13 protein-coding genes and 2 tRNA genes are annotated in these 13905 nt (G+C 58.0%); 14 read left to right on the top strand and 1 reads right to left on the bottom strand.

Annotated features, from left to right (window positions below; all coding sequences use genetic code 11):
- Window positions 1-6 precede the first annotated feature (6 nt).
- From JDEN_RS02840 to JDEN_RS02855, 4 genes are all read left to right on the top strand, one after another.
- Window positions 7-1413 (top strand): MFS transporter, encoded by a 1407-nt coding sequence (locus tag JDEN_RS02840; RefSeq protein WP_015770861.1) that lies wholly within the window; start codon window positions 7-9, stop codon window positions 1411-1413.
- Complete coding sequence (locus tag JDEN_RS02845) at window positions 1410-2474, top strand: alpha/beta hydrolase (protein WP_015770862.1); 1065 nt, start codon at window positions 1410-1412, stop codon at window positions 2472-2474. The genes JDEN_RS02840 and JDEN_RS02845 overlap by 4 nt, the downstream gene beginning before the upstream one ends.
- Entirely contained in the window at window positions 2461-2820 is a 360-nt protein-coding gene (locus JDEN_RS02850) for a GntR family transcriptional regulator (protein WP_015770863.1), read from the top strand. Before JDEN_RS02845 ends, JDEN_RS02850 begins: the two co-directional genes overlap by 14 nt.
- A gap of 80 nt (window positions 2821-2900) precedes the next feature.
- The gene (locus tag JDEN_RS02855) at window positions 2901-3764 is read left to right on the top strand and encodes an MYG1 family protein (RefSeq protein ID WP_015770864.1); all 864 of its coding nucleotides are present in this window, start codon (window positions 2901-2903) and stop codon (window positions 3762-3764) included.
- Window positions 3765-3828: 64 nt separating this feature from the next.
- Here the strand turns inward: JDEN_RS02855 and JDEN_RS02860 are convergent, their stop codons facing one another.
- Window positions 3829-4851, bottom strand: a complete 1023-nt coding sequence (locus tag JDEN_RS02860) for an adenosine deaminase (RefSeq protein ID WP_041288101.1) — start codon at window positions 4849-4851, stop codon at window positions 3829-3831.
- Between the two features lie 127 nt (window positions 4852-4978).
- Between JDEN_RS02860 and JDEN_RS02865 the strand changes: the two genes are divergently transcribed.
- The 10 genes from JDEN_RS02865 (at window position 4979) to rpoB (ending at window position 13883) form a co-directional block, all read left to right on the top strand.
- Window positions 4979-5482, top strand: coding sequence for a flavodoxin domain-containing protein (locus JDEN_RS02865; protein WP_015770866.1), 504 nt, complete (start codon window positions 4979-4981; stop codon window positions 5480-5482).
- 103 nt (window positions 5483-5585) lie between these two features.
- Window positions 5586-5661 (top strand) — tRNA-Trp (locus JDEN_RS02870).
- Window positions 5662-5799: 138 nt separating this feature from the next.
- Window positions 5800-5872, top strand: a tRNA-Trp gene (locus JDEN_RS02875).
- Window positions 5873-5938: 66 nt separating this feature from the next.
- Window positions 5939-6229 (top strand): preprotein translocase subunit SecE, encoded by a 291-nt coding sequence (gene secE / locus JDEN_RS02880; RefSeq protein ID WP_015770867.1) that lies wholly within the window; start codon window positions 5939-5941, stop codon window positions 6227-6229.
- Between the two features lie 160 nt (window positions 6230-6389).
- Entirely contained in the window at window positions 6390-7211 is an 822-nt protein-coding gene (nusG, locus tag JDEN_RS02885; protein ID WP_015770868.1) for a transcription termination/antitermination protein NusG, read from the top strand.
- Window positions 7212-7342: 131 nt separating this feature from the next.
- The gene (gene rplK, locus JDEN_RS02890) at window positions 7343-7774 is read left to right on the top strand and encodes a 50S ribosomal protein L11 (protein WP_015770869.1); all 432 of its coding nucleotides are present in this window, start codon (window positions 7343-7345) and stop codon (window positions 7772-7774) included.
- Between the two features lie 77 nt (window positions 7775-7851).
- Window positions 7852-8562 (top strand): 50S ribosomal protein L1, encoded by a 711-nt coding sequence (rplA, locus tag JDEN_RS02895; RefSeq protein WP_015770870.1) that lies wholly within the window; start codon window positions 7852-7854, stop codon window positions 8560-8562.
- A gap of 373 nt (window positions 8563-8935) precedes the next feature.
- Entirely contained in the window at window positions 8936-9463 is a 528-nt protein-coding gene (gene rplJ, locus JDEN_RS02900; protein ID WP_041288102.1) for a 50S ribosomal protein L10, read from the top strand.
- Window positions 9464-9535: 72 nt separating this feature from the next.
- Window positions 9536-9922, top strand: a complete 387-nt coding sequence (gene rplL / locus JDEN_RS02905) for a 50S ribosomal protein L7/L12 (RefSeq protein ID WP_015770872.1) — start codon at window positions 9536-9538, stop codon at window positions 9920-9922.
- Window positions 9923-10370: 448 nt separating this feature from the next.
- Window positions 10371-13883: a DNA-directed RNA polymerase subunit beta gene (rpoB, locus tag JDEN_RS02910; protein WP_015770873.1), complete on the top strand. Its 3513-nt coding sequence runs from the start codon at window positions 10371-10373 to the stop codon at window positions 13881-13883.
- The last annotated feature ends 22 nt before the right edge of the window (window positions 13884-13905 follow it).

Consider the following 13905-nt stretch of genomic DNA (forward strand, 5'->3'; position numbering starts at 1 on the left):
GACGCCATGACGACCGCCGCAACACGCCCGGCGCCCCCCGGGCGTCCCCTCGACCGCCCCCGAACTATCGCCGCATGGGCCCTGTGGGATTGGGGGTCAGCAGCCTGGAACGCGGTCATTACCACGTTCGTGTTCACCACCTGGCTCACCTCCCGATCATTTGTGCCAGACGAACTCGTCACCCAAGAAACACAAGGAAACGCACAAGCCACAGCCGAGGTCGCAGCGGTCATGGCCGAACACACCACCTGGCTATCCTGGGGAACCGCCGTCGCCGGAGTCGCGATCGCGCTCGCCGCACCGGTGTTAGGTGCCCGGGCTGACGCCAGTGGCCGCCGTCGGCTATGGCTTGGAATCAACACCACGGTTGTTGTCGTCCTCTCGGCGTTGCTTGTCCTCATCAACCCCGACGCCACCAACCAGGCTCACCAGGTCATGATTGGGGTGGGACTCCTGTCATTGGGGAACATCTTCTTTGAGCTGGCGTCGGTGAACTACAACGCGATGCTCAACCAGATCTCCACCCCCCACAATCGGGGACGCATTTCGGGCCTCGGGTGGGGAGCAGGGTATCTGGGTGGAATTGTCCTGCTACTCATCGTGTTCACAGCGTTCATCAACCCTGATGTTGGGCTCTTCGGGGTGACCTCCGACGGCGGATGGGATGTCCGGCTGTCTGTGCTGCTGGCCGCCGTCTGGTTTGCCCTCTGGGCGATCCCGGTGTTCTTTGCTGTGCCACACCACCAAGCACCGGTCAGTGTTCCTCCCACAATCCGTGCCTCGTACGTGAAAGTAGCTCGTGATGTCGCCAGTTTGTGGCGCAAGGAACGCACAACGATGCGGTTCCTCATCGCTGCTGCCATCTACCGAGACGGGTTAGCTGGAGTGTTTCTCTATGGCGGGCTGATCGCATCGACAGTTTTTGGGTTTTCCCCATCGCAGGTCATCATGTTTGCGATCGCTGCCAATGTGGTCTCTGGCGTCGCCACCATGATTTTTGGGTTTATTGAGGATACAGTGGGCCCGCGGGTCGTTATCCTCGTGTCACTTGTCGGCATGATCGTATCCGGGTTTGCGGTCTTTGTGGGCAGCGACAGCGGGCAGGGCGTTTTCTGGGTGGGTGGATTATTCCTGTGTGTCTTTGTTGGTCCGGCTCAATCGGCGTCCCGGTCCACAGTGTCACGACTGGCTCGACCCACCATGGAGGGGGAACTGTTTGGGTTGTATGCCATGACAGGACGGGTGGTGTCTTTTCTTGCCCCCCTTGCGTTTGGGGTGATGGTTGCACTCTTTGGTGACAATCGTTTTGGTGTGCTTGGGCTTGTGCTCATTTTGTTGCTAGGTGTGATCCTTGTGTGGCCGCTACGGCTCACGGAACACACCACCCCACACCCCTCCGGGGACCGTGCGTGACTCGGCATACCGGCCATGGCCCCCGGGAGCCCGTGGAGTGGGAACCGGACCTTCTCGGCGATCCTTGGCGCCGCACATCGGTTGCTCTTCCACCCATCAGAGGAGAACGTGTCATTGCGACTCTCGTCGCATCAACCACGACGTTGGCTTCCACACCCGCATCTTGCGATGCGCACCCCAGCACCCAATCCACCGCAGTGTTGTACCTCCATGGGTTTAATGACTATTTCTTCCATACGCATCTCGCCACCGAGGTTGAGCAGATGGGGCTCGGATTTTTCGCGCTCGACCTGCACGGATATGGGCGCTCCACGACGTCAGAAGAGACCCGCAATGATTGTCATTCACTGCGCGAGTACGGCAATGACCTCGCGTGGGCAACGCAGGTGATTGCCGAGCGCGGGTGGGAGCGACTCCTCATCATGGGGCACTCCACTGGCGGGCTCATTGCCACGCTGTGGGCGTACTCAGCGACTGGGCGGGCGCGGGTGGACGGTTTGATCCTCAATAGCCCGTGGTTCGAGCTGAACAGGCCCTGGTTTGATCGAGTGATCGCCACCCGCATCCTTCATGCGGTGGGGGAGTACGCGACGGACTATGTCCTGACTCACGACCCGTCCCCCTACACTGAATTCCTGCACCACTCCACTGGAGGGCAGTGGGACTTTGACCTCCGCTTTAAGCGGGCTGAACCGACACCTGTCCGTGCCGGGTGGATGCGTGCCATCCGGGCTGGGCACGCCCGCCTCGCGCGCGGACTACACCTGTCGGTCCCGGTGTTATTAGCAACAAGCGATGCGAGCGCATCGTGGGCTGACCCACCAGACGTTGTGGCGCACGCAGACACTGTCCTCAACGTTGCGGACATTCAGGCACGCGCAGACAAAGTTGGGTACAAAGTCACTACAGTCCGTGTCCCAGGCGGAGTTCATGACCTTGCATTAAGCAACCGGGCTGCACGACACGCGTATCTTGATGCGATCGCGCAGTGGCTACGAGACAATGGATTTATCGAGCCACAAGCGATCGACCAAGGAGCGCACCGTCATGATCCATCTTGACCTGACGTCTGGCACACCCCCCTTCACCCAAATCAAACGCCAGATCATTGACCAGATTTCCCGCGGGCAGCTGCCAGTGGGAGAAAAACTCCCCCCTATCCGTACGCTGGCGCAGGAACTGGGGTTGGCAGTTAACACGGTTGCCCGTAGTTATCGAGCACTCGAAGATGAAGGCTACGTTGTCACCCAAGGGCGTGCTGGTACGCGTGTGTCTGCGCGTGCTGTGAGTAAAGAGGTTGCACTTGCCCACCACGCCAAAGCGTATGTGGCGATCGCACGTGAGGCCGGTGCCAGCGACGACGAAGCACTCGACGCGATTCGCGCCTTCCTCAAGGATATGCCTTAGGACACCACACCATCGTGGTGGTGAACGTACAGTTCTTCTGAGCCGCGGGTGCAGTGAACGGAACAACGTAGAGTGGGGACGTGATTATTGCGACCCACAACGGAAAATTCCATGCTGACGACGTCTTCGGCGTTGCCCTCCTCACAGACCTGTACCCGGATGCCACAATCGTGCGTACCCGGGATCCACAGATGCTCGACACCGCAGACATCGTTCTTGATGTTGGTGGGGTTTACGACCCCACCACGCACCGCTACGACCACCACCAGCAATCCTCTGGGGCCAGGCCCAGTGGCATTCTCTACTCAGCATTTGGGTTGCTGTGGCAGGATTACGGGCGCACCTGGTGCAACAATGACGACATTTGGCAGAAAATTGACACCCGACTCGTCACTGCTATCGACGCTGTGGACAACGGCCAAGATCTTTACACCCTCACCGACTACAAAATTCGACCTTTTGACCTGTCGGAATACCTTGGTCTGTTCAACCCCATCACCGAGGATGAAGACTTCGACACTCAGTTCACTGGTGCCGTTGAGCTCGCCCGAACTGTCCTCCACCGTCTCCGGGCCAAATACGGCGCCGTCATCGCTGCCGAGGAGTACTTCACCACACAGTATGCGGCAAGCCCTGACCGCCGCTACGTCATCCTTGAGCGATACGTCCCTCACGGTGCAATAGCCACTAAACAGCCGGAACTTCTCTACACCGTCTACCCAGGAGCAACCGGGAACTGGACCATACAGGCAGTCCGACCCGACCTCGCTCAATTCGCTAACCGCAAAGACCTCCCCGCCGCATGGCGTGGACTCAACGGCTCCGACCTCGCCGCCGTCACCGGAGTGACCGACGCCGTTTTCTGCCACAAAGCCGGCTTCATCTGCGCGGCCGAAAGCCGCGAAGGAGCCGAACAACTCCTCGCCCAAGCCCTCGCCGCGTAACGCCCTCCACCCCACACCTGCCGATGCGCCCCACCATCACCGGCCACGGGGCGCATCGTTGTACTCACGCTCCACGGGCAAGCCACGCGTCAATTTCAGCAACAGCACGCTCGCGGACAGCAGGCGGCGCAAACGATGCATCAAAAGACGAGCGAGCAAGATGAGCAAGCTGCTCATCACTCAAGCCATGGACCATCCGAGCTGACTCATACTGCGCAACCAGGCGGGACTTAAACAACAACGGGTCATCCGCACCTAACGCGATCGTTGCCCCCGCATCAATCAACGACGCCAACGGTACATCCTCATCGCTGTTATACACACCCAAACTGACATTCGATGCAGGATTCACCTCCAACGCAATGCCACTTCGAACTAACTCATCTAAGACCCGCCGGTCCTCAACCGCCCGCACCCCATGACCCAACCGGTTCGGAGCCAACTGCGACACCACCACCTCCACATGGTCAGCCCCCAACAACTCACCACCATGAGGAACAGACGCCAAACCAGCGCGACGGGCCAGGCGGAACGCATGCTCAAACTCACTCGTTCGACCACGACGCTCGTCATTCGATAACCCAAACCCCATCACCTCGCCATCCCCATCACCGGCATACCGGGCCGCAAGACGAGCCAACGTCCGAGCCTCCAACGGATGTCGCATCCGCGATGACGCCACCACAACTCCCACCGACACCCCCCACTGACGTGCAGCAATCTTGGCCTCATCAAGGACGATCTCCAGCGCCGGAGTGATCCCACCCACAAACGGTGCATACGAGGTCGGATCCACCTGAAACTCAAGCCGCCACGACCCTTCCGCGGCATCATCCTCCACCATCTCCCGCACTACCCGACGCATATCCGCCTCACCGCGCACACACGCACGAGCCGCATCGTAAAGCCGCTGAAACCGAAACCACCCACGTGACGTGGCCGGCAACCGCCACTGCTGCGAACTTGTCACCCCCTCCGGTAGACGAATGCCATACACAGCAGCCAACTCAGCCACCGTGCTTGGACGCATCGACCCAGTGAAATGAAGATGAAGATGAGCTTTTGGAAGCAAACGCAGATCACGCATGACCGCAGTCTCCCACGTGAGCGAGCCCACCAGCACCCGCAACACCTCGGGACCTCCGGCCCACGAAGAACGGCCACCTGTCAGAAACACTTAAAGACAAACACCGCACACACCACGGAGGGGGATCATGCGAGTACTCGTCACCGCAGCATCACGACACGGATCAACACGTGAGATCGCTGCCGAAATTGCCGCCACAATTCGCGCCACAGGTATCGACGCGATCGAACGTGAACCACGAGATGTCATCAACCTTGACGGATACGACGCCGTCATCCTTGGGTCCGCAATCTACGTCGGACAATGGCTCGGCGACGCCAAAGACTTCGCCGACCGACACGCCGAAGCGTTACGAGAACGCCGCACCTGGCTCTTCTCCTCTGGGTTAGCCAACCAACCCAGCAAAGACGCGAACAACGCCCCCGCGCTCCTTGCTCGAATGCAGCAACTCCAAGTAGAAGGACATCGACACTTCCCCGGGAAACTCGACGTCCTCCAACTCTCACTCGCAGAGCGCGCAGCAATCATGGCGGCACGAGGGAAGTACGGAGATTCCCGAGACATGAACGCAGTGCGCGCCTGGGCCCGCGACATCACCAGCGCACTCACCGCTGTTCCCAGCCGCTCATAAACCTCAGCGTTCCCGCTAACAGCTGAGACAACCGCGATTAACACTTTGTCCGCACCATCGCGTAAGATGTTCGAGGCGAGCAAGACATCGTATTGATCGCAGTAGGGTAGTGGCGCAATTGGTAGCGCAGCGGTCTCCAAAACCGCAGGTTGCAGGTTCGAGTCCTGTCTACCCTGCCAACGAACCACCCATGAAGATCATGGGTGGTTCTCTTTTTCCCCACAACCCACCTATGATTAGGGACCAGCGCCACATCCTTGTAGACTGTGCGCTGATGTGTGACACCCCGTCACGCACCACCGTGACCACACGGTCACAGGGTAGTGGCGCAATTGGTAGCGCAGCGGTCTCCAAAACCGCAGGTTGCAGGTTCGAGTCCTGTCTACCCTGCGCTTCAGTCACGGTGCCACCCGCCTCGTGGAACCGAGACTCAGAAACAACGTTGGGAAGAAACAAGTGAGCGATTCAGCGTCAGACGCAGTCAACGGCGACGCCACGCGCACCCCACAGGGGTCGTCGGGGTCCGCAAAGGCGAGCAACCGCACCAAGAAAAAGCCAAACATTTTCACACGGACGGGCCGTTTCGTCCGTCAGGTCATCGCCGAACTGAAAAAGGTTGTGACCCCTACCCGTAAACAGTACGGACGCTATGTTGTGACCGTCATTGTGTTTGTGATCGTCGTCATGGCAATGGTTCTGGTTCTCGACTGGATCTTCAAAATGGGTGCCGACGTCATCTTCGGCTGACACTCACACATCACAGCTTGCCTTTGGCTCTCATCACATTTGCTGCCAAAGGTTGGCCTAAAGCACGCAACTAATGGAACAATAGTGAGTTGCAGGTTTTCTGCAGCCTCCGCATGCCCGCGGAACACTCATCAGTAGACTTGAGAAAGCAGGTTCGCACGTGTCTCAGGAGTCGTACGAAACGACAGAGGAGAACACTGACGCTCCCATCGTCGCAGATGGCAGCGACCTCACCGTATCCGAGGACTCCCTTGTAGACGACGCGGCCACCTCGGTCAACGACAGTGACCCCACTGACAATGAACCCACCGATATCGCTAAACCTGATGCGGAAACCGGTGACGGTGACAGTGATGATGCGGATGACAGCGAGACCCCGACCGAAGAAGACCCCCTCGAGGTCTTTCGTCGTGAGCTCGACGCACTTCCCGGGCAGTGGTACGTGATCCACTCCTACGCTGGATACGAAAACCGGGTGAAGTCTAACCTCGGTACTCGTATCCAAAGCCTCAACATGGAGGACTACATCTTCCAAATTGAGGTTCCCATGGAGGAAGTTGCGGAAATCAAAAACGCACAAAAGAAAATTGTTCGCCGCGTGCGCATCCCCGGTTACGTTCTCGTCCGCATGGACCTCACCGATGAATCGTGGGGAACGGTGCGTCACACACCTGGTGTCACCGGATTCGTCGGAAACACCCACCAGCCCGTTCCCCTCACTCGCGACGAAGTGTTCTCCATGCTTGCACCCACGCTGCAACAAGGGGAGTCGCCAAAGAAGAAGAGCAAGGCAAAACCAGCCGCTGTCACCGTCGACTTCACTGTTGGTGAATCTGTCACCGTGACCGATGGGCCTTTCGAAACCTTGCCTGCAACGATTTCCGAAATCAACATTGAAGCCCAAAAGCTCAAGGTGTTGGTTTCGATTTTCGGCCGGGAGACACCGGTCGAACTGGGCTTCAACCAGGTCGCCAAGATCTGAGTAACCCGACGAACCACGCAGGCCCGCCTACCCCCACTGGGAGGCGGGCATCGTGCGGTTGACTCGGACAAGCCCAGACCTGGGTGCCGGAGACACCGGCACCAAAGCACTGTCAATCAGAAGGACCCGAAATGCCTCCCAAGAAGAAAGTCGCTGGACTCATCAAGCTCCAGATCAACGCCGGTGCAGCAACGCCTGCACCACCGATCGGCCCCGCGCTCGGTCAGCACGGCGTCAACATCATGGAGTTCTGCAAGGCGTACAACGCTGCCACCGAATCACAACGCGGCAACGTCATCCCTGTAGAAATCACCGTCTACGAAGACCGTTCGTTCACCTTCATCACCAAAACCCCACCAGCTGCTCAGCTCATTAAGAAGGCTGCAGGCGTGGACAAGGGTTCAGGCGTTCCCCACACCACCAAGGTTGGGTCGCTGACCATGGACCAGGTGCGCGAGATCGCCCAAACGAAACTCGAAGACCTCAACGCGAACGACGTCGACGCCGCAGCGAAAATCATCGCTGGAACAGCACGTTCCATGGGTATCACCGTTCAAGACTGACCACATCATTCCGGGCTTGACGCCCAGTGGTAGGATCCGCGCGGATCCGCACCACAACTGCTCGAAGGAGATAGCAGATGGCAACGCGCAGCAAGGCTTACACCAAGGCAGCGGAAAAGATTGACCGCTCCGCACTGTACAGCCCACTTGAAGCAGTACGTCTCGCAAAAGAGACAGCAAACACCAAGTTCGACGCCACCGTTGAGGTTGTATTCCGCTTGGGTGTGGACCCACGAAAAGCAGACCAAATGGTCCGCGGAACCGTGATCCTTCCCCACGGAACTGGGAAGACCGCTCGGGTCCTGGTCTTCGCCACCGGTGACCGTGCTGAACAAGCACGCGAAGCCGGCGCCGACATCGTCGGTGGTGACGAACTCATCCAGCAGGTCGCTGACGGATTCACCGACTTCGACGCTGCAGTTGCAACCCCTGACCTCATGGGGAAAGTGGGTCGCTTGGGCCGAGTCCTGGGTCCACGCGGGCTCATGCCAAACCCAAAGACCGGCACAGTCACCATGGATGTCGCAAAAGCAGTCAATGACATCAAGGGCGGAAAGATCGAGTTCCGTGTTGACAAGCACTCCAACCTCCACTTCATCATCGGGAAGGCTTCATTCTCCGAAGAGCAACTTGTGGAGAACTACGCAGCTGCAATCGACGAGGTTCTCCGATTGAAGCCATCGTCGTCAAAGGGTCGCTACATCACGAAAGCAACCCTCACCACGACAATGGGCCCCGGTATTCCTGTGGACCAGTCAAAGACCACAAAGCTGCTTGAAGAGAACTGATTCTCACCTCATAGCGTCATGGGTGCTCCACGTGTCACGCGGGGCACCCACGCAGGTCACCGTGAAGGCCGGGAATGGCGAAAGCCCGCTTCCCGGCCTTCGCTGTGTCCGGGATAGCTGATGTGACGTAGTCGTCAACAATGATCATTGCCTAAAAGCAGGACTCTCACCTACAGTAGGTGTGTACCAAAGACCGCTGGTTGCTCGATCTATGCATCGAGCCGAAGTCCGCACAGGGGCCCGCGCAGGTGACGACATCACGATGAATTCATCGTATGACCTCATGCCTGCGCATGGGGTTTTTTCTTTGCCTGTGATGATGGGAGCTGGAACCTCCAGCACGGCACAGCGGCACCGAATCGGAAGGATTGCCATGGCGAGGCCGGACAAGGCAGCCGCAGTCGAGGAAGTCGCGGAACTCTTCCGCACCTCCAACGCAGCGGTATTGACCGAGTACCGCGGACTCACCGTTACGCAGCTCCAAGAGCTTCGTCGGTCGCTCCGCGGCAACGCATCCTACGCCGTGGTGAAGAACACGCTCGCTGGCATCGCGGCCAAAGAGGCAGGTGTCGAGGGACTCGACGCGGACCTCAACGGCCCCACCGCTATTGCATTTGTCACTGGAGACCCAGTGGAGGCCGCCAAAGGCCTGCGTGACTTCGCCAAGGCTAACTCCCAGCTCGTTATCAAGGCAGGTGTCCTCGACGGGCGCCCGCTGACCGCTGAGGAGATCACCAAGCTCGCAGACCTCGAGTCTCGCGAGGTACTGCTCGCCAAGACCGCTGGCGCCGTCAAGGCCGCCATCGCAAAGGCAGCTTACGTGTTCCAAGCAGCCCCCTCCAAGGCTGTTCGCACCATCGAGGCCCTGCGCGAGAAGCAGGCATCGGCAGACGCAGCCTGATCGACAGATCGCTCCGCACTGCATCATTACAGACTCTGCTTCACGCAGGATTGATCGAAAGGATTGCCTATCATGGCGAAGCTCACCACCGAAGAGCTCATCGAAGCGTTCAAGGAACTCACCCTCATCGAACTCTCTGAGTTCGTCAAGGTCTTCGAAGAAACCTTCGACGTCACCGCTGCCGCTCCTGCTGCTGTAGCCGTTGCCGCTCCAGCTGGCGGCGAAGCTGCTGCTGCAGAAGAGAAGGACGAGTTCGAGGTTATCCTCGAAGCTGCTGGTGACAAGAAGATCCAGGTCATCAAGGAAATCCGTGCCCTGACCAGCCTCGGCCTCAAGGAAGCTAAGGACCTCGTCGACGGTGCTCCTAAGGCTGTCTTCGACGCCCCTGTTGACAAGGAAGCTGCTGAGAAGGCAAAGGCAGCTCTCGAGGGCGCAGGCGCAACTGTTACCCTCAAGTGATCTCACGCCCCATGTGGGGTGGTGTATGAATCTCATGCACCGATCAAGCTGACTGGGCGACCCGCATCCAGCACTGGATGCGGGTCGCTTCGTCGTCAGATCAATAACAATCCGTTCCACGCCGCAGTACCGCGGGTGAGTCGCTCAACGGGTTAAGACGTGACATGCCCGACAATGCTTGCGCCTATTTGGCGTCTTCGGGTATGCTAACGGTTTGCGCTAACGTATGCCCGTGCGGGGGCTCTCTGTCACTGCACGGCTTCACATCGAGTACCTTTCTATCAGCATGATCCTGCCGAATAGTGTCGGAGAAAGCGATGGAAAGAACTCACCAAGGGCCTCCTCGGGGGGTCTTGGTATGTGGACCTCATAGGCTGACAGCACACGCTTATGGGGTGACCTACGTTGGCACAGTAGCGTGCACACGAACCGCAGGGAAGGACCCCTCTTGGCTGCCTCGCGCACCCCTTCTGCTCCGACCGCCGACGCCATCGCCACGCGCACCGCGTCACGACGTGTCTCATTCGCAAAGATTTACGAACCACTCGAGGTACCAGACCTCCTCGGTCTGCAAGTTGATAGTTTCGACTGGCTCATCGGGCATGACCGGTGGCGCGCCCGCGTCGACGCTGCCAAAGCAGCGGGACGCAAAGACGTGCCCGAAACGTCAGGGTTGGAAGAGGTCTTCCAAGAGATCTCTCCCATCGAAGACTTCGGTCAAACGATGTCCTTGTCGTTCTCGAACTACCGCTTCGAGCCACCAAAACACACCGCTGACGAGTGTAAAGACAAAGACTTCACCTACGCAGCTCCGCTGTTTGTGACAGCAGAGTTCTTCAACTACAACACGGGTGAAATCAAGAGCCAAACCGTCTTCATGGGTGACTTCCCACTCATGACCGAACGAGGCACCTTCATCATCAACGGGACCGAGCGTGTCGTTGTGTCCCAGTTGGTGCGTTCGCCAGGTGTCTACTTTGAACGGACACCGGATAAAACCAGCGACAAAGACATTCTCTCCGCGAAGATCATCCCCTCGCGCGGTGCATGGCTTGAGTTTGAAATCGACAAGCGTGACGCTGTCGGTGTGCGCGTTGACCGCAAACGTAAGCAATCAGTGACTGTTCTCCTGAAGGCGCTTGGCATGTCCGAGTCGGAAATCCGGGAAACCTTCGCTGAATTCCCTGTTGTCCTTGACGTTCTCGAAAAGGACTCAGTGCACACCGAAGAAGAGGCTCTCGTCGACCTCTACCGTAAAATCCGTCCAGGTGAGCCACCCACAGTTGAGGCTGGACGTAACCTGCTGGAGAACTTTTACTTCAAGCCAAAGCGTTACGACCTCGCCAAGGTTGGCCGCTACAAGCTCAACAAGAAGATCGGTGTTGACGCAGCCATCGACCAGGCTGTTTTGAGCTTGGACGACATCATTGCAACGATCAAGTACCTTGCTGCACTGCACGCAGACAAGAACTCAATGAGTGTCGACATTGACGGTCAAGCAACCGATATTCGCGTTGAAACTGACGACATTGACCACTTCGGTAACCGTCGCATTCGCGCTGTTGGCGAGTTGATCCAAAACCAAATCCGTACGGGTCTTTCCCGCATGGAACGTGTCGTGCGGGAACGGATGACAACGCAAGACGTTGAAGCGATCGCACCACAAACACTCATCAACATCAGACCAGTCGTAGCAGCGATCAAGGAGTTCTTCGGAACCTCTCAGTTGTCGCAGTTCATGGACCAGAACAACCCGCTCGCCGGTTTGACCCACAAGCGCCGCCTGTCAGCGCTTGGTCCAGGTGGTTTGTCTCGTGACCGGGCAGGCATGGAAGTGCGAGATGTTCACCCATCCCACTATGGCCGCATGTGCCCCATCGAGACACCAGAAGGCCCCAACATTGGTCTGATTGGTTCGCTTGCCTCCTTTGGTCGCATCAACCCGTTCGGGTTCATTGAGACGCCTTACCGCAAGGTGGAGAACGGTCGTGTCACTGAGGAACTCGTCTACCTCACCGCTGACGACGAAGACCGCTACGTCATTGCCCAGGCAAACACTCCTCTCAATGAGGACGGCTCATTCGCTCAGGACCGAGTTCTCGTCCGTACCAAGGGTGGCGAAACCGACGACGTCCTTGCAGCGGCCGTGGACTACATGGACGTCTCCCCACGCCAGATGGTGTCTGTCGCTACTGCGCTGATTCCGTTCCTTGAGCACGACGATGCGAACCGTGCGCTCATGGGCGCGAACATGCAACGCCAGGCTGTGCCGCTCGTGCGTAGTGAAGCTCCCTACGTGGGAACTGGTATGGAATGGCGTGCAGCAGTGGACGCCGGAGACGTCATCGTGGCAACAAAGCCCGGTGTCGTCACTGAAGTGTCTGCTGATCTCATCGTTGTTGCCAACGATGACGGAACCACAACGTCATACCGCGTCTCCAAGTTCCGGCGCTCCAACCAAGGAACGTCCTACAACCAACGAGTAGTTGCCGTCCAAGACGAACGCGTTGAAGTGGGAACAGTCCTTGCTGATGGTCCAGCAACCGATGGTGGTGAACTGGCACTCGGGCGAAACCTCCTCGTGGCGTTCATGTCATGGGAAGGGCACAACTTCGAAGACGCGATCATCCTGTCTCAGCGTCTTGTCCAGGACGATGTCCTGTCATCCATTCACATCGAAGAACACGAAATCGATGCGCGTGACACCAAGCTTGGTCCAGAGGAAATCACACGAGACATCCCGAACGTCTCCGAAGACGTCCTCGCCGACCTTGACGAACGCGGGATCATCCGCATCGGTGCTGAGGTTACCTCCGGTGACATCCTCGTCGGTAAAGTGACACCGAAGGGTGAAACTGAACTCACCCCAGAAGAGCGTCTGCTCCGTGCAATCTTCGGTGAAAAAGCTCGTGAAGTTCGCGACACCTCGTTGAAGGTTCCACACGGTGAATCCGGCACAGTGATCGCCATCCGCACCTTCAACCGTGAAGACGGTGACGAGCTGCCAGCTGGAGTGAACGAGCTCGTTCGTGTGTACATCGCACAGCGCCGTAAAATCACTGCCGGTGACAAGCTTGCCGGTCGTCACGGAAACAAGGGTGTCATCTCGACCATCCTTCCAGTAGAGGACATGCCATTCCTTGAGGACGGAACCGCTGTTGACGTCATCTTGAACCCCATGGGTGTTCCAGGACGTATGAACGTTGGCCAGGTTCTCGAAGTGCACCTGGGATGGATCGCAAGCCGCGGATGGGACACCTCCTTGGTGACCGAGGGCAATCTGGATTGGAAGGACACCCTTCCAGAGTTCGCTCACAAAGTGGCTCCAGGAACCCCCGTGGCGACCCCAGTCTTTGACGGGTTAGAAGAAGAAGCGCTTGTTGGTTTGCTCAAGTCGACGCTTCCCTCACGCGATGGTGACCAGTTGGTTCAAGCTGACGGTAAGGCTCGCCTCTTTGATGGTCGTTCGGGAGAGCCGTTCCCCGAGCCCATCTCAGTGGGTTACATGTACATCTTGAAGCTGCACCACCTCGTCGATGACAAGATCCACGCTCGTTCCACTGGGCCTTACTCGATGATTACGCAGCAGCCACTCGGTGGTAAAGCCCAGTTCGGTGGTCAGCGATTCGGAGAAATGGAAGTGTGGGCGCTCGAAGCATACGGTGCCGCATACACACTCCAGGAACTGCTCACGATCAAGTCAGACGACGTTCCAGGACGTGTCAAGGTCTACGAAGCAATCGTCAAGGGCGAGAACATCCCTGACTCCGGTATCCCAGAATCATTCAAGGTCCTCCTCAAAGAGATGCAGTCACTGTGCCTCAACGTGGAAGTCCTTTCCTCCGATGGCGTCTCCATTGAAATGAAGGAGAACGACGACGAGGTATACCGTGCAGCGGAAGAACTCGGCATCGACCTGTCACGGCGTCCGAACGCCGCATCAAGCATCGACGAGATCTGATCTCACTTCCGTGGTCGGGCAT

The sequence above is a fragment of the Jonesia denitrificans DSM 20603 genome (assembly GCF_000024065.1).
In the GTDB taxonomy this organism is placed as follows: Bacteria; Actinomycetota; Actinomycetes; order Actinomycetales; family Cellulomonadaceae; genus Jonesia; species Jonesia denitrificans.